At 64.8% G+C, this 17,176-nt stretch carries 10 protein-coding genes; 7 read left to right on the top strand and 3 right to left on the bottom strand.

The window, feature by feature from the left end; translation table 11 throughout:
- Nucleotides 1-88: 88 nt before the first annotated feature.
- The gene (locus tag JV551A3_RS14710; protein WP_133972180.1) at nucleotides 89-871 is read right to left on the bottom strand and encodes an AraC family transcriptional regulator; all 783 of its coding nucleotides are present in this window, start codon (nucleotides 869-871) and stop codon (nucleotides 89-91) included.
- A 149-nt stretch (nucleotides 872-1,020) separates the two neighbouring features.
- On the opposite strand from JV551A3_RS14710, the gene JV551A3_RS14705 reads away from it, so the two are divergent.
- The 4 genes from JV551A3_RS14705 (at nucleotide 1,021) to JV551A3_RS14690 (ending at nucleotide 8,438) form a co-directional block, all read left to right on the top strand.
- Nucleotides 1,021-4,848 (top strand): leucine-rich repeat domain-containing protein, encoded by a 3,828-nt coding sequence (locus JV551A3_RS14705; RefSeq protein WP_133972178.1) that lies wholly within the window; start codon nucleotides 1,021-1,023, stop codon nucleotides 4,846-4,848.
- Between the two features lie 148 nt (nucleotides 4,849-4,996).
- On the top strand, nucleotides 4,997-6,616 hold the full coding sequence (locus tag JV551A3_RS14700; RefSeq protein ID WP_133972176.1) for an NADP-dependent glyceraldehyde-3-phosphate dehydrogenase: 1,620 nt from the start codon (nucleotides 4,997-4,999) through the stop codon (nucleotides 6,614-6,616).
- Between the two features lie 110 nt (nucleotides 6,617-6,726).
- Nucleotides 6,727-7,200 carry a VOC family protein gene (locus JV551A3_RS14695; protein WP_133972174.1) on the top strand — a complete coding sequence of 158 codons (474 nt, stop codon included), beginning with the start codon at nucleotides 6,727-6,729 and terminating at the stop codon, nucleotides 7,198-7,200.
- Between the two features lie 56 nt (nucleotides 7,201-7,256).
- Entirely contained in the window at nucleotides 7,257-8,438 is a 1,182-nt protein-coding gene (locus JV551A3_RS14690; RefSeq protein ID WP_133978846.1) for a hypothetical protein, read from the top strand.
- 280 nt (nucleotides 8,439-8,718) lie between these two features.
- Here JV551A3_RS14690 and ilvA read toward each other — a convergent pair whose 3' ends face one another.
- Both ilvA and JV551A3_RS14680 read right to left on the bottom strand, forming a co-directional pair.
- Nucleotides 8,719-10,278: a threonine ammonia-lyase, biosynthetic gene (gene ilvA / locus JV551A3_RS14685; RefSeq protein ID WP_133972170.1), complete on the bottom strand. Its 1,560-nt coding sequence runs from the start codon at nucleotides 10,276-10,278 to the stop codon at nucleotides 8,719-8,721.
- A gap of 180 nt (nucleotides 10,279-10,458) precedes the next feature.
- Nucleotides 10,459-10,890: a PACE efflux transporter gene (locus JV551A3_RS14680; RefSeq protein WP_003259966.1), complete on the bottom strand. Its 432-nt coding sequence runs from the start codon at nucleotides 10,888-10,890 to the stop codon at nucleotides 10,459-10,461.
- A gap of 193 nt (nucleotides 10,891-11,083) precedes the next feature.
- On the opposite strand from JV551A3_RS14680, the gene nfrB reads away from it, so the two are divergent.
- The 3 genes from nfrB to JV551A3_RS14665 are packed head-to-tail and all read left to right on the top strand — an operon-like array spanning nucleotide 11,084 to nucleotide 17,099.
- The gene (gene nfrB / locus JV551A3_RS14675; RefSeq protein ID WP_133972168.1) at nucleotides 11,084-13,258 is read left to right on the top strand and encodes a cyclic di-3',5'-guanylate-activated glycosyltransferase NfrB; all 2,175 of its coding nucleotides are present in this window, start codon (nucleotides 11,084-11,086) and stop codon (nucleotides 13,256-13,258) included.
- A complete protein-coding gene (locus tag JV551A3_RS14670; RefSeq protein ID WP_133972166.1) occupies nucleotides 13,255-16,260 on the top strand; it encodes a phage receptor in 3,006 nt (1,001 codons plus the stop codon). The genes nfrB and JV551A3_RS14670 overlap by 4 nt, the downstream gene beginning before the upstream one ends.
- The gene (locus JV551A3_RS14665) at nucleotides 16,260-17,099 is read left to right on the top strand and encodes a DUF4434 family protein (protein ID WP_133972164.1); all 840 of its coding nucleotides are present in this window, start codon (nucleotides 16,260-16,262) and stop codon (nucleotides 17,097-17,099) included. The genes JV551A3_RS14670 and JV551A3_RS14665 overlap by 1 nt, the downstream gene beginning before the upstream one ends.
- The last annotated feature ends 77 nt before the right edge of the window (nucleotides 17,100-17,176 follow it).

Genomic DNA, 17,176 nt, shown 5'->3' with positions numbered 1-17,176 from the left:
CAACTGTCTTACTCAATTTCTAAAGGCTGGCGCGATCCCTGTGGGAGCTGGCTTGCCGGCGATGGGCCATCACAGCCAATATGGCCACTCAGCCAAGTGCATTGCGGTAATGCCCCGGTGTCGTCGCCAGGTGCCGCTTGAAGGCCCGCTGCAGGTGCGCCTGGTCGGCAAACCCGGCCTCCTGCGCCACCTCGGCAATTGCCCGGCCCTGGCGCAGTTGCGCCCTGGCCAGCTGCACGCGCTGGTCGAGCAGGTAGCCATGCGGCGTCAGTCCGAAGCGTTGGCGGAACGCGCGAATCAGGTAGGAACGCGACAGCCCGCATGCGGCGCAGATGTCGTCCAGGCTCAGCGGGTCGCCACGATGGGCGCGTATGAACGCTGCCGCCGCATCCAGCCGCGGGTTGCCATCGTCGTTCACGCTGGCATTACCGCCAAGCAACCCCGGCAATGCAGCAAACAGCGCCGCCAGGCGCCCTTCCCGGTCTGGCACGCTGGCGTCAAACAGGTCGGCAAAGACCTGCAACAGGCCCTGGTACAACACCGGCGAGCTGCTCCAGGCCTGGGCCGGCAAGGTAAATCCCAGCGCCTGCAACCAGGGCATATCGACGAACAACATGAGGTAGGACCAAGGCTCCCCGTCGATGGGATTGCAGGCATGCACCACACCCGGGTTCATCAGTACCGTGGAACCAGCCGTCACCTCGATGCACCGGTCACCGTACAGGTAGGAGCTGCGCCCTCCCGTTATCACCCCGATGGAAAAGCTCTCGTGGGAATGCGCGGCGTAGCACACCTGGCGCCCGTCCCCTACCCGCCGGGCTTCGACGAAAGGCAACGCCGGGTCGCGCCAGAACCGTGATACCTCGATCATTCCTCACCCCCTAGCCACTGTCCTGCGCCTGGATAGTACACGCCTATCGCCCTGACAGGCCTCAATATACCCAAGTCGCGTTATCCCATTACCACTTGGCTTTAGCGGAATAGCGTTTGATGCCTTCTTTGCATGAAAGGAGCATCGACATGACGGCCAAAAACCCCCATCAACCCTTGCTCGAGGCGCAGCTGCCGCACTGGGCCCGCCAGGCAGCCCCCGACCAGTGGGCCGCGTTGAAGCAAACCCAGACCGCCCCATGGCAGACGCAGGACTGGTTTGCCAATGCAGCTCCCGACCTGCGCCAGGCGGTGCATGCCAGCCAGGCGCGCCTGATACATTCGCAAGCGGCCTTGGCCCGCGCGCTCAAAGGGCTGAAACAGATCACCGAGTTCGCAGAACCATTGCTGCAGGGCGCTATTGCCGCACAAGGCGTTCACGCGCCGTTGCGCTCTACCGAGCTGCTGCGGGTCGAACGCGACTGGCACTGGATTGGCCTGCGTTACCTGTACCGCCATCGTCGCGACAACCTGCTACAGGCCGCCCTGCAGAACTTCGCCGACGATGAGGTCTTCACTCCCGAAAGTGCCATTGCCCCGAGCCACAGCATTCAGGTAACAGCGGTCCAAGTACAAGGCTCGGCCCCACTTGGCATGCAAGTACCGGTGGCGCACTTTGCGCTGACATCGGAGCGCTACCAGGTTGACCGACTGCCACTTGCCCCGGCCACCTTTGCCACAATGTGCCGCGACCTGGACCTGGGTAGCGCTTACCAGGCCCACCTGGAACAGCACTTCGCCCGACCCGTTACCCGAGCCCTGGCCATCAGGGTGCAGCAAGACCGCCTGCGCCTTGCGGCCGACCTTGCCTATCTGCGGCACCTGCTTGACGGCAGCACGCGCGATCAGGTCGAACAGTTGTTGCAGGGTGGTGCGGTGAGATGCTGGCAGCTGGCGCTGTTCGGCACGCCCCTGTACGAAGTCATGCTGATCGATGCCGGCAGTGGGGCGCTGGCGCTGTACTTGCCCGGCCATGACCCGGCCCTGCGCCAATGCAACAACCTGGACGCGGTACACGATACACTGGCGACCTTGCTGCTGGAGCCCGATGCCCGCCAGGCCTTCATGGCCTACATCAGGCAGGACGAGCGCACGCATTTTCTCGACCTGCTTCGGCAAAACCTCGACGTCACAGGCAACACTGCCTATGACCGCCCTTGGCAGCGCGCAGCGCATGCCGACCTGCGCCCCACGCGCGTGGCCATCACGGCCGAGCCTTTCGGCCACTACCAGGACCTGCACCTGGCGCGCCTCAAGCATGAAGCCAGCCTGCTGGCAGTGCCGACAGCGGCGGCCGATGCCGATGCACGGGCCAGGCGCCTGGAGGAATGGGAAAGCCTTGGCCTGGATGCGCTCAATATCGCCGCGTTCTTCATTCCAGGTGCAGGCACCCTGATGCTGGCCGTCACCGCCTGCCAACTGCTCGGCGAGGCCTTCGAAGGCTACGAAGCCTGGCATGAAGGCGACCGTCACCTGGCGCTACGCCACTTGGAGGCGGTAGGCCTGAACCTGGCCCTTGTCGGTGGCTTCGTGGCAGCGGGCAAGTTGGTACCCAAGCTGTTCAACAGCCCGTTGATGGAAAACCTGCAGCAAGTACGCAGCAACGACGGCCGCTACAGGCTCTGGAATGAAGACCTCACCCCCTACCGCAGTGCCGTCACACTGCCCGAAAACCTGCAGCCCAATGCACTTGGCCAGTACCTGTACGAGGGCCGGCACTTCATCCGCATGGACGGCCAACTCTTCGAGCAACGCTTCGACAGCCATTTGCAGCAATGGCGGGCCATTCACCCCGAGGTGCCCGATGCCTGGCAGCCACCGCTGGCGCACAACAGCCAAGGCGCCTGGCGTGGTCAGCATGAGCAGCCCGGCCAGTGGCCATTCGCGAAGCTGGTACGCCGTCTTGGCCAGCCATATGCCACGTACACCCCAGAACAGCTGACGCAGGCCGGCCGCCTCTGTGGCGTCGACGCCGCGCGCTTGCGCCGAGTGCACCTGGAGGGCCAGCCAACGCCGCCGCTGTTGCTCGATGCCCTGCAGCGCATGGCGGCGCAGGCCGAGGTAGAGGCGTTGGCCGAGAAGGCCCCGCCGGGCCTGTTCGAGCGGCTCTACAACGGCAGCGAGCCCACCACTCCGTCGACCCGGAAACTGCTCGATGCCTATCCACGGCTTTCCCCTGCCCTGGCCAAGCGTTTGCTGGCACCGTTGGGCGAAGCCGAATCGCTCGCCTGGCAACAGTACGGACAGCTGCCCACGCAAGTTCGCCAGTTGCTGGAGCAAGTGCATGGCGAGCTGCCCCTGGTACGCGCGCTGGAAGGCGTGCTTCAGCCTGCCCGGGCCAGCAGTGACAGCGAACGCCTGCTGTTCAGCGCACTGGATGCGATGCCCGACTGGCCTGGGGACGTGCGCCTGGAGCTGCGCGGCGCCAGCCCTGAAGGCCCGCGGCTGGAGCAGGTCGGCAGCGACCACGCCACCACCCTGCGTCGGGTGATCAAATCGGTCGAAGGCTATGAGGTCGACCTAGGCGAGCGCCCTGCACCTGCGCTGCGGGATCCGGACCTCTGTCGCGCCATAGAGCAGGCACTGTCACGCTCGCACCGCGACATGCTGGGTATCACGACCGCCGATGGCAGTTCGCTACGCCAGCACGTACTGGATTGGGTCGACAAGCACAGGGAGACATTGGCCCAGCGGCTCTGGGGGCAGCGAACGGCACTGCGCAAGCCCTTGGGAGGCTTGCGCGGCGGGCGGCCGCTGGCCCCCGAACCGCCTCAGCCGCGCCTGGCAGGCTCGCTGGCCGGAGCCTATCGCCGCTTGTTCCCGGACGCCACCGATCAGGAGTTCGAAAACTGGCTGGGCAACGATGAGGACAACCCCAACGCCGATGACATTCGCTCACCCACACAGCGGCTGCACGACCTGCAGCAGCGTCTGGATACTTTGCGCCGCGACCTGCATGAATGGGCCAGGCCCGATCCCCAGCACCCTCACCAGCGGCACCTGGCCATCCGCCCCATCATCAACGCCTGGCGGCGGCTGTCGACCATAGCGCTTGAAGGGGGTGGCCGCCTGCACAGCCTGGACCTGTCTGGCCTGGAACTGGACAACCAGGCCCTGGCCAGCCTGGCCTTGCCAGACGACTTCACCCATGTGCAGCACTTGTCACTCAGCTACAACCGCTCGCTAAGCCAGTTGCCGGCCGAGTTCCACGAACGCTTCCCCAACCTCAATCGCTTGCTGCTGACCGACTGCCGGTTCGACACCGTGCCCCATCTGGGCAACCCTGAGCAGCTCGCCTGGCTGGACCTGGAAGGCAACCGCATTACCTGGAGTGCCCAGGCCCAGCAGGCACTGAACCGCTGCCCCGGGCTTGTGGTGCTGGACCTTTCGGGCAACCCGCTGCTGCAGGCCCCGGACCTGCGTGGGCTGGCCTACCTGAGGACGCTGTTCCTGAACGACTGTGCGCTTAGCGAATTGCCACAAGGCCTGAGCCAGATGGTCGAGCCCAACATTGTGGATATCGGCGAAAACCAGCTGCTGCGGTTGCCAGACGGTTTCAACGTACCACGGCCAGTCGCAAACGCCCTGCGCCTGGAAAGCGAATGGCTGGGCGCACCTGTGCTTGCGCAGATCGAGGCCTACAACACCGTGCATCAGGTGGACCTGTTGGTGTGCGAAGGCGACTACCTGGAATTCTTCGAACAGACCGGCCCGGCCGAAATGGCCGTGTGGCAGCGATTGCCACTGCAATATCGGCGCGACCTCAGGCCGTTGCTTGAACTTGAACCGTTCGTCTCCCACCCACGGCAAGCGCGCGCCGAATTCTGGCGGCGCCTGGCTCTGATCGACGCAGACCCCGCCCTGCGTCAGCAATGGTTGACACACCCACCGTACGACCTGTTCAACCTCCCGCTTTGACAGCCCTTGGGTGCCTGCCTGCGCAACAGGGCAGGCATTCGTGCCCATGTTAAGCCAGACTGGTGTTTTTCCGGCAGCCGGTGCATGCTCAAAGCTGAAGCGATTCACCTGGCTCGAAACCCGCCCAGCAATGTGAGGTGCAGTACCCATGGACCGTCTGCTCGATTCACTCTTCCCCAGCGCCGAGAACATCCCGGAAACCTGGCGCCTGGGAGCCCCCCTGGAACAACGCGACTATCTGGTGAACGGCGAGCTGAGGCGCTGGGATGGCCCCTTGGCCACGGTGCGCAGCCCGGTCTGGCTCAAGGAAGGCAACGATGAGCACCAGGTGGTGCTGGGCAGCGCCCCGCTGCTCGATGCCGACACCGCGCTCACCGCCCTCGATGCCGCCGTGCAAGCCTACGACAAAGGCCGCGGCGCCTGGCCGAACATGCGCGTGGCCGAGCGCATCCAGCACGTCGAGACCTTCCTGGCGCGCATGCGTGAGCAGCGCCAGGCCGTGGTCAAGCTGCTGATGTGGGAAATCGGCAAGAACCTCAAGGATTCGGAAAAGGAATTCGACCGCACCTGCGACTACATCGTCGACACCATCAATGCCCTCAAGGACCTCGACCGCCGCTCCAGCCGCTTCGAGCTGGAACAGGGCACGCTGGGCCAGATCCGCCGTGCACCGCTGGGCGTGGCGCTGTGCATGGGTCCATACAACTACCCGCTGAACGAAACCTTCACCACGCTGATCCCGGCGCTGATCATGGGCAACACCGTGGTGTTCAAGCCGGCCAAGTTCGGTGTGCTGCTGATTCGGCCGTTGCTCGAAGCCTTCCGTGACAGCTTCCCGCCGGGGGTGATCAACGTCATCTACGGCCGCGGCCGGGAAACAGTGAGCGCGCTGATGGCCAGCGGCAAAATCGATGTGTTCGCCTTCATCGGCACGCACAAGGCCGCCAGCGACCTGAAAAAACTGCACCCGCGCCCGCACCGGCTGCGCGCCGCGCTGGGGCTGGATGCCAAGAACCCGGGCATCGTGCTGCCCCAGGTGGACCTCGACAACGCCGTCGAAGAGGCAGTCACCGGTGCGCTGTCGTTCAATGGCCAGCGCTGCACGGCGCTGAAGATCCTGTTCGTCCACGAGGACGTGGTCGATGCCTTCCTCGACAAGTTCCAGCGCAAGCTGGCCGCGCTCAAGCCTGGCATGCCCTGGGAACCAGGCGTGGCGCTGACACCGTTGCCCGAGCCCGGCAAGGTCGACTACCTCGACGGCCTGCTCGCCGACGCCACCGCCAAGGGCGCACGCGTGCTCAACGAAGGCGGCGGGCACAGCCGCGGCTCATTCTTCTACCCGGCCGTGCTGTACCCGGTGAAGAGTGACATGCGCGTCTACCACGAGGAACAGTTCGGCCCGCTGGTACCGGTAGTGCCCTACCGCGACCTGCAAACGGTGATCGACTATGTACTGGACTCCGACTACGGCCAGCAATTGAGCCTGTTCGGCAATGACCCGGCGACCATCGGCAGCCTGGTCGACATCTTTGCCAACCAGGTCGGGCGCATCAACATTAACGCGCAATGCCAGCGCGGCCCCGACACCTACCCGTTCAACGGCCGCAAGAACAGCGCAGAAGGCACCCTGTCGGTACACGACGCCCTGCGTGTGTTCTCGATCCGCACGTTGGTCGCCACGCGCTTCCAGGAGGCCAACAAGGAACTGATCAGCGAGATCATTCGCAACCGGCAGTCGAGCTTCCTGACCACCGACTACATCTTCTGACCACCGCGTTTATAGAGAATCGATCTATAGCCCCTGTCGATTTTCCATCCGCGCAAACGACTCTAAGCAACAGGGCGCCAACCGGCGCCCACTTCCAAGGAGAGTCGAACATGGCAGCCAAACCCATCCCCGAAGGCCAGCACAGCATCACGCCCTACCTGGCCATCAACGACGCCGCCAAGGCTATCGAGTTCTACAAGAAGGCCTTCTCCGCCATCGAGATGTTCCGCCTTGACGCCCCGGGCGGCCGCGTCGGCCACGCCGAGCTGAAGATCGGCGATTCGTCGCTGATGCTGGGCGACCCCTGCGACATGGAAGGCGGTCTCACCGCCAGCCAGAAGCTCAACGGCGCAGGCGTAGGGCTGCACCTGTATGTCGAGGACTGCGACAAGGTCTATGCCCAGGCCTTGGCGGCCGGCGCCACCGAGTTGCATGCGGTGACAGATCAGTTCTACGGCGACCGTAGCGGCACCCTGAAAGACCCGTTCGGCAATATCTGGTTCGTTTCCACCCACAAGGAGGACCTGACCCCCGACGAAATTCGCGCCCGCGCGGCGAAGATGTTCGGTGGCACTGCCCAGTAAGTTGAAAGCGGCGCGACTTTGCTTGAAGCTTGGGGCTCGTAGCTGGGAGCTGCTTCATGCGAATCATCGACAAAACCGCCGCACAGGTCCGTAGCCTGACCCCTGCAGAAGAGGAGCTGCTGGTCGGCTTTGCCACCGGCAGCCTCGCCGGCCCGCGCCTGCTGCAGGCCAACCAGTTACTGATGAAGGTGCGCAACGCCAACCAGTGGCTGGCCTGCGACTGCCGCAACGATGCCTTGCCGGTGCTCAATGTCACCCTCAACGGCAACACCGGCACGCTGTTTCTCAAGAACAATCCGGGTACCGCCGAACATGCGCCCGGCTGCCCGTTCACCAAGGACGAGCGGGAAGCGGCCGAGCGCGAGAACGACCCCGCGCCACCTGCTGCCTGGCTACCGCCCGACACACCATTGCGCCTGATCGGCGATTTTCGCAGCGGCACCGCCGGTGCTGGTGGTGATGGCAGCGAGCGGCGCGACCAACAGCGCCTGCTGTCACTGTTGCTGACCTGGATCGAGACCAGCGGCCTGAACCTGTATGCCACGCACCTGAAAAAGGACCTGACCGGGCAGTTTGCCGAGTTGCGCAGCGTGGCCAGCCGCTATCCGCTGCTGGAACGGGTGCCCGCCAGCAACTACCTGGAAACCCGCCTGGACATGAAGCACATGATGATGCTCAAGTCCCGACTGCGCGAAGCCACGGTGTTCGGCAACCACCGCCGGCACGGCCTGCTGCTGGACTGCGTGGACCAGATAAAAGGGCGCAAGCTGTTCAACAACCGCAGTGAAGACGGCTTCGACTTCCAGGGGCACCATCTATATTGGGGTGGCAACCGCACCGCCGGGCCATTGCTGGCCTTGGCACTGTACTCGCCGACCAGTGCCGGCAGCCATTTCTACGAGTTGATCCATGTGGCCAGCGTTCCGGTGCTGTCCCGCGCTCATCTGTTCCCGGTGTATCGCGACGAGGAACGCGAACCGCTCAAGGCCCTGGTATCGCTGGTCGACTGGATGGCCGGCAAAGGCGTGAAAGTGCAGATGCGCCGCCCGGTGATTGGCGGCCAGGTAATGGATGAATTGGTGATGACCTCTGACCAGGACCGAGTGCTGTCGATATCGTTGCTGGACCAGCCGATCGGCCCTGAACCGGATACCGAGAACTTCAAGCGCTACGCCGACTTCAAGAGCCTGGAAACCTTCCGCAAGTTCGTCGCCGGGTTCTTCATGCGCGAGCGCTGAGCCCCCTCTACCGGCACACACAAAACCTTGTAGGAGCGGCCTTGTGTCGCGATGGGGCGCGAAGCGGCCCCAGGTTTTCAGCTTCGCAGCAAAGATTGCCGGGGCCGCTGCGCGGCCCATCGCGACACAAGGCCGCTCCTACAAGGGCCAGTGCTGGCTTGAAGAGATATCCAAGACAGTTGCTCCCACCTGGACCGCATCAACCTCAAGCCATGCGCCGACCCTGTGGGAGCGGGCGTGCCCGCGAAGAGGCCCGTACAGGCTGCACGAGGTTGGCGTATCAACCAAGGAACAGCTTGTACGCCGGGTTGTCGGTCTCATCCCAGTACCGGTACCCCATCTCATCCAGCGCCAATGGCAACCCCGCCAGCTCGTCCCCAGGCACCTCCAGCGCCGCGAACACCCGTGCCTCTGCCGCACCATGGTTGCGGTAATGGAACAGGCTGATGTTCCAGCGCTTGCCCAACCGCTCCAAAAAGCCCAGCAAGGCCCCCGGGCGCTCGGGGAATTCGAAGCGCAGCACCCGTTCGTCAGCCCCGGGCGCGGCATGGCCGCCGACGGTATGGCGCACATGCAGCTTGGCCAGTTCGTTGTCGGTCAGGTCCAGCACGTTGTAGCCCTGCTCGCGCAGGCTGGCCAACAACTGGTCGCGTGGGTCGTGCAGCGGGTGTGTCTGCACCCCAACGAACAGTCGCGCCTCCTTGCCAGGGTAATAGCGATAGTTGAATTCGGTGATCTGCCGCTTGCCCAGGGCCTGGCAGAAGGCGCGGAAGCTGCCCGGTTGCTCCGGGATGGTGACTGCGATGATCGCCTCGCGCTGCTCGCCCAGTTCGGCACGTTCGGCCACATGGCGCAGGCGGTCGAAATTGACGTTGGCCCCGGAGTCGATGGCCACCAGGGTCTGCCCCTGCATGCCGTCGCGCGCCACGTACTTCTTGATCCCCGCCACGGCCAGGGCGCCGGACGGCTCGGTGATCGAGCGGGTGTCGTCATAGATGTCCTTGATCGCCGCGCACAACTCGTCGCTGCTCACGGTCACCACTTCGTCAACGAAGTGCCGGCACAGCTCGAAGCAATGGGCGCCGATCTGCGCCACCGCCACACCATCGGCGAAGGTGCCGACCTGCGGCAGGATCACCCGCTCACCGGCTGCCATGGCAGCCTGCAGGCAGTTGGAGTCCTCTGGCTCGACACCGATCACCTTCACCTCAGGGCGCAGGTACTTCACATAGGCGGCGATGCCAGCGATCAACCCACCGCCACCCACCGGCACGAAGATGGCGTCCAGCGCACCCGGGCGCTGGCGCAGGATCTCCATGGCCACGGTGCCCTGCCCGGCGATCACATCCGGGTCGTCGAACGGTGGCACGAAGGTGGCACCTTCGCTTTCGGCCAGTTTCAGCGCGTGGGCCAAGGCATGGGGGAAACTCTCGCCGTGCAACACTACATGGCCACCGCGCGAACGTACTCCTTCCACCTTCAGCGACGGCGTGGTGGTAGGCATGACGATGGTAGCCTTCATGCCCAGGTGCGATGCCGCCAGGGCCACACCCTGGGCATGGTTGCCTGCGGAGGCAGTGATCACCCCGCGCTCGCGCTGCACGGTACTCAGCCGTGACAGGCGAGTGTACGCACCGCGGATCTTGAACGAGAAGGTAGGCTGCAGGTCTTCGCGCTTGAGCAACACCTGGTTGCCCAGGCTGGCAGACAACGCAGGCGCAGTTTGCAAGGGCGTTTCAATGGCCAGGTCGTACACCGGGGCGGCAAGAATGCGCCGCACCTGTTCCGACAGCAGTTGCTGGGGGGTGACGGTAGAACGAGGGCTGACGAAGCTGGTCATCGATGACTCCTTGGCTGTATTCACATTGCCCAGGAGTCAGAGAGAAGAAACCCGCCTCCAGGGCGGGTTCGGTGCACGTACGCGCTAGCCCGCCAAGCTGATAATGGCGGTAATAATAATGGCGTTGACGTGCTGGAAAGTGTTCATGGGTAGCAACTTAGCCGCTAGTGCGACACAAAGTCAACACTTCGCCTGCTGCGCCGAAAGCGGCACGTCGAACACCTTGTCAAAGCCCCACTGGAAGACAAACGCGTAAACGAAGAAGAACACGAACAACGCCAGGTTGGTCAGCAACGCCGCCCACAGGCTGACGTCCAGCCAGTACGCCACCAGCGGCAGCAGTATCAGCACCAGCCCGCCCTCGAAGCCCAGCGCATGCAGCAGGCGCCGCAGGAACGTGCGCTCACGCCGGTGCTGGCGCGCTTCCCAGCGTTCGAACACCCAGTTGTAGGCCATGTTCCAGCTCATCGCGATGCCCGACATCAGCACCGACAGCACGGTCGACTGCGCCATCCCGGCACCGAACGCCAACTCCAGCGCGGGCGCCACGCAGGCGACAGCGATGGCTTCGTAAAGAATGGCCTGGACGATCTTGCGTGCCTTGCCTTGCATGTTCAGCTCCCTGGGTAAACGACCTGTAAAGCTACAAGAAGTGGCCCACAAGAAAAAGCCTGAAATTTGGACAACCCCGCGTTCGGCTGCTTGTATCTATCCAGTACAAACGGCGACAAGTCGTACAACTTCGTCCAGGGAATCGAACGAGGATATAGACGATGGCCTACCCCTTCCTGCCGGTGACCGCCACATGAGCCTGGCATTCATCGATTTTCTCACCTATGTGCTGTTCGGCCTGAAGATCCTGGCGATCGTCCTGGCTTCGCTGATGTTCCTGCTGGGCCTGGATGACCTGTTCATCGACCTCTGCTACTGGGGCCGCAAACTGATCCGGCGCTTTCGCATCTACGACAAGTACGAAAAAGCCGACGAAAAACGCCTGTTCGAGGTACCGGAGAAACCCCTGGCCATCATGGTCCCGGCCTGGAACGAAGTAGGCGTGGTCGGTGAGATGGCGCGCCTGGCAGCCTCGACCATCGATTACGAGAACTACCAGATCTTCGTCGGCACCTACCCCAACGACCCACAAACCCAGGCCGACGTCGACGCGGTGTGCCTGCACTACCCCAACGTGCACAAGGTGGTCTGCGCCCGCCCCGGCCCCACCAGCAAGGCCGACTGCCTGAACAACATCATCGACGCGCTGCTGCGCTTCCAGCAGGACGCCGGCATCCAGTTCGCAGGTTTCATCCTGCACGATGCCGAAGACGTGATCTCGCCCATGGAACTGCGCCTGTTCAACTACCTGCTGCCGAACAAGGACATGATCCAGATCCCGGTGTACCCCTACGCACCGGAATGGAAAGGCTTCACGGCAGGCCACTATGTCGACGAGTTCGCCGAAAACCACGGTAAGGACGTGATAGTGCGCGAGGCCCTGACCGGTCAGGTGCCCAGCGCCGGGGTCGGCACCTGCTTCAGCCGCCGCGCCATCAGCGCGCTGCTCGAGGACGGCGACGGCATCGCCTTCGACGTACAGAGCCTCACCGAAGACTACGACATCGGCTTCCGCCTGAAGCAGAAGGGCATGAAGTGCATTTTCGCCCGCTACTCCATCACCGACCCGGCGCTGACCCTGAAGCAGGAATGGCGCCCGGGCATGAGCCGCGAATTCTCCCAGGTGATCTGCGTGCGCGAGCATTTCCCGCGCGACTGGCAGCATGCCATCCGGCAGAAGTCGCGGTGGATCGTAGGCATCGTGTTCCAGGGCACCAGCAACCTCGGCTGGAGCCGCAAGGGCGCACTCAACTACTTCCTCTGGCGTGACCGCCGCGGCCTGTTCGCCTACCTGCTGAGTTTCCTGGTCAACCTGTTGCTGCTGGTATTGCTGGCCATGTGGCTGGTCACGGTGATTGCGCCAGAGTCGTGGCGCTTCATGTCGATCCTCAGCGACAGCTGGCTGTTGACTACCTTGCTGTGGCTGAACGGGCTGATGCTGTTCAACCGCCTGTTCCAGCGCGCCTGGTTCGTCACCCGCTTCTATGGCATCGGCGAAGGGCTGCTATCGGCACCGCGGATGATGTGGAGCAACTTCGTCAACTTCTTCGCCAACCTGCGTGCACTGCGCCAGGTGATGGAAATGGGTGACTCGCGGCGCGTGGCCTGGGACAAGACCACCCACGAATTCCCCGCCATCGCCGCCCCCGCCCGCACACCGCTGGGCCAGCGCCTGGTGGCCAAGGGCCTGATCAGCGACGAACAGCTGCAACAGGCGATCACCAGCCCGGTACGCCGGCGCCTGGGCCGCGAGCTACTGCTGCGCGGTTGGCTGAACAGCGAACAGCTGGTCGCCACCCTGGCCGAGCAACTGGACCTGCCGTGGGCACCATTGAACCCGTTCAAGCTCGACCCGCAGCTGATCGCCAAACTGCCGCGCAAGCTGGCGACGCACTACGGCGTACTGCCGGTGGGCGAAGATGGCGACACCCTGGTACTGGCCAGCGAAAGCCCGGTCAGCCAGGTGTCGCTCGGGGTAATCAGTCGCCACCTGAAGCGCCCGGTCAGCGCCCGCCTGGCGCCCCAGGGCCGGGTGACCCTGGGCCTGCGCTACCACTACCCAAGCCCCTGGCAGAAGCCGGAAACCCGCGACATGCTGGCCATCCTCGAACGCCATCAGGACGACGAAGCGCTGCTGGAACGGGTCAGCCACCACCAGGTAATGCTCGGTGCCCTGCTGCAGGTGCGCGGCATGGTCCCGGTCACTTTGTTCAACCAGGCGCTGATCGACTTCGATCCGGAACACCAGAGCCTTGGCGAGCACCTGATCGCCCGCGGCATCATTACCGAGCAGGTGCTGCAGCAGGCCCTGATCGAACAGGCCAGCGAACAGCAGGCCGCCTTTGACCTGATCCGGGAGGTGGCATGAAGCCGCGCTTTTCCCTCACTTTCACTGGCCTGTTGCTGTGCTCCGCCGCCCTGCCCTGCGCCGCTTCGGCGCCGATGACCGACTTTCAGCGGTTCACCAGCTACCCGTTCATGGAACGCAGCTACCGCGAAGCGAAGAAGGACAACTGGCCCGAGGTCGAACGCCTGACCCGCCACGTGCTGGGCCGGGTGCCGAACAACGACGAAGCCCGTGCACTGCTGGTGGAGGCACTGGCTCACCAGCGCCGCTACAAAGAGGCCGAAGCCGTTGCCGAACAGTTGGGCGACAGCCCCGAATACGCCAACGCCCTGCTTGAACTACGCCTGGCCTGGATCGAACAGGACCCGCCGCCGGCCAGCCAGGTGGAACTGTGGCTGGCCAACAGCGACGGCACCCACCGGGTGCGCCTGTGGCAGGCCTACAGCCTGAGCCTGGCCAAGTTCGGCGGCGCCGCCAAGGCGCTGGACTGGCTCAACCAACTGCCGCCACAGGGGGATGGCCAAGTGCTGCGCCTGGCCCGGGCCAACTTCGCCGAGCAACTGCGCAACTGGAAGGAAACCATCGAACAGCTGCAGCCCCTGGCCGACCAAGGCCAATTGCCCGCGCAAGACTGGCAACGCCTGGCCAATGCCTACATCCAACAGGTGGATGAACAAGGGCTGAACGCGCTGCTGCCCAGCGCCCCTTCCCCTGAAGCAGCCAACCAGGCCCGCCTGGCCATGGCCAACCGCGCCATCGCCGTCGGCCACAACCAACAGGCCAAGCGCTGGCTGCAAGCATTGCCGGATGAGCAGTTGAACCAGCCCGACCAGCGCCAGCAACTGTGGGAACTGGCCCGCCAAGGCGACGACGCGCCGCTGGTACAGCGCCTGAGCAACGAACTGCAACGGCCCTGCCTGGAAACCGTCGACTGGCTGTCGCGTCGCGACCCAGAGCTGGCGCGCGAGCAGTTCAAAGGCTGCACCGCCAGCACCGACCCCAGGGCCTACGCCGTGCTCAAGCAACGCCTGTACGGCGACCCGCCCCAGCCGCCGCAACCACGCACCGCTGGCGAATGGGAGCAACGCTATCGGCAGAGCGGCGATATGGCCGCACTGGAGCAAGCCACCTTCCTGCTCACGCAACAGGGCCATGGCGAACACGCCCGGCAACTGCTGGAGCAGGCCTACGACCGCCACCAGGGCCGCCTTGCACCTTCACTGCTGCAGCGCCTCGGCAACCTGTATGCGCGTAACGACGGGCCGCTGGACAGCCGCCGCATGCTCGGCCTGATGCCCCGAGTCGATGCCAGTACCCGCGCCCAGCTACTTGGCCGCCTGGCCGAGGCTGGCCAATGCGATGCCGTGCGCCAGGCCGTACCGGCCACCCCGAGCGAGCCTGGCCAGTACCGCGCCCTCGGCCGTTGCGCCATGCCCGACCAGCCAGGCGCAGCGGTGGTCTACTACCAGGCTGCCGAGCGCCTGGGCGACAGCGGCAGTCGCTTGCCCCTGGCCTATGCCCTGGAAGCCGCAGGCGACTCCGAAGCGGCCCTGCCCATCTGGCGCACCCAGCCGGACAGCGCCTGGACCGACAATGCCCGCCTTACCGCCGCCCGTGGCGCGCTGAACGCCGGCGACGCACAAGCGGCCCGGCGCTACTGGGACGCCGCCGCGCACGACAGCGCCGACAACTGGGCCCTGGGTGCCGCCATCGCCCAGCGCCAAGGCGATTACCAGGCGGCGCTGGGCTTCCAGCGCCAGGCCCTGGCGCACAACCCGCGGGCCGACCATTACTACGCCGCCTCCAGCACCGCGCAACTGGCTGGCGACAGCGCCCAGAGCAGCACCTGGCTGGCTGAAGCCGTGCGCCTGGCTCCCGACCAGCCACGCTACCGCGCCGACTACGGCATGCGCCTGGCCGGCTCGACGGACAAGGCCCAGCGCCGCCAGTCGATCCCCTACCTGGAGCGCGCCACCCGCGACTTCCCCGAGGACTACCGCCTCGGCGAAACCCTGGCCCTGCGCTACGACGAAGCCGAAGACAGCGCTTCGGCGCGCCGCGAACTGCGCCGCATTCTCGATGTGGAGCAGGACCTGGTTGACGGCGACGACGAATACGGCAGCCTGGAAGCCCGCAAGTACCGCCAGCGCCGCGCCCACGAAACACTGTCACGGCGCGACACCATCACCCTGGCCAGCACCTGGTCACCGGCCGGCACCTCGACCAACGACAAGTTCCTCGACAATGGCCAGCGCAGCGGCACTTCGCGCCGCGCGCAATCGCAGAACGTGCAACTGGCCATGTGGGACCATGCCCTGGGCGAAGAGCCCAGCCGCAACGGCAGCACCCTGTCGGTTTATGGCCGCGTGCTGTTCGGTGGCCAAAGCCGCACCGACTATGCGCAAAGCATGGGTACGGGCGTCGGCCTGCGCTACAAGCCATTCGGCCAGGCCAACCTCAACCTGTATGCCGAGCTGTACCACCAGCGCCAGATCGACGACGAACACTACCGCGGGCTGAGCCTGGGCCAGCTGCTGAGCCCGGCCAAGGTCGGCGGCAACTGGGGCGACCTGCGTCACCACGCCGAATCGAGCAACGACCTGCTGTTGCGTGCCACCGCCTCGTTCCTCGACCAGGGTGACTGGCGCAACGACTGGCGGGTCGATGAAGACGACTGGAACGAGCGCTTCCTCTACCTCGACGCCGCCTGGTGGACCCGTGCCGGCGACCACGCCTGGCTGTCGCGCTACCAGCAGGGCCACGCCTGGAAGCTGCCGGGCAGCTCGCCGCAAACCATCATGCCTTATGGCTTTGTCGAGTTTTCCAGCCAGGATCCGAGCAACGACTGGCGCCAGGACGCCCGGGCCGGGGTTGGTGTGCGCTGGCAATGGTGGTTCGATGACGACCGCTACAACGCCTACCGCGGTTCGCTGAAAGTGCGTGCCGAATACCAGCAATCGCTGGGCGGCAATCTATACGAGCGCGCCAACGGCGTGCTGGTCGGTGCGGAGATGACCTTCTGATGCGTACGTTCCTGGCCCTCTGCCTGCTTGCCCTGTGGCTGCCAGCCAGCGCCGACCAGCGCCTGTTCTACCAACCCCTGAACCGCGACGCCAATGTCACCCCCGCTCAGTGGCAGCAACTGTGGCGCGCCACCGTGGCCCAGGGCGGCAAGACCCTGATCGTGCAGTGGAGCGCCTACGGCGACAGCGATTTCGGCGGTGCCCAGGGCTGGCTGGCCGACAGCCTGCGCAGCGCGCGTGCCCAGGGCCTGCAACTGGTGCTGGGGCTGTATATGGACCCAGCCTATTACCAGCGTCTCGACGAACTCGATGGTGAAGGCCTGAACAGTTACTGGAAGGCGCAGTTGGGGCGCTCGCTCAGCCAGTACCGGCAACTGCGCCAGGCGTGGCAGTTGCCGGTGGACGGCTGGTATCTGCCCCTGGAGCTGGACGATCATCATTTTCGCGAGGCCGAGCGCCGTGATGCCCTGCACAGCCAGTTGCAGGCCTTCAACCGGCAACTGGACAAGCCTTTGCACATCAGTGCCTTCAGCGCCGGAAAACTCTCACCGCGGGCCAATGCCGCATGGCTGGATCAACTGGCCGGGTTGGGCTTGACTGTGTGGTGGCAGGATGGCGCCGGGACCGGGCGCTTGCCCGCGCTGGTGCGCCAGGGGTACGAACAGGCCTTGCCGTGCCGGGTGGGCGTGGTGCGCGAGGCGTTCCGCCAGGTGAGCGCGCCAGGGCAGGCGTTTCGGGCTGAGCCTGCCCAACCGAAGCTGGGCGGCGGGTGCCATGCCGAGGCGGTGTTCGACCTGCGTTACCGGCCCTGGGCCCAGGGTGTTCTGCCCAAGAATTGAGTCTCCAGGCCTGGCCTCTTCGCAGCACAAGGCTGCTCCTACAGGAGAAATGCGTCACCTGTAGGAGCAGCCTTGTG

The sequence above is a fragment of the Pseudomonas inefficax genome, assembly GCF_900277125.1.
Taxonomy (GTDB): domain Bacteria; phylum Pseudomonadota; class Gammaproteobacteria; order Pseudomonadales; family Pseudomonadaceae; genus Aquipseudomonas; species Aquipseudomonas inefficax.
This window is presented reverse-complemented; position numbering and strand designations above follow the sequence as displayed.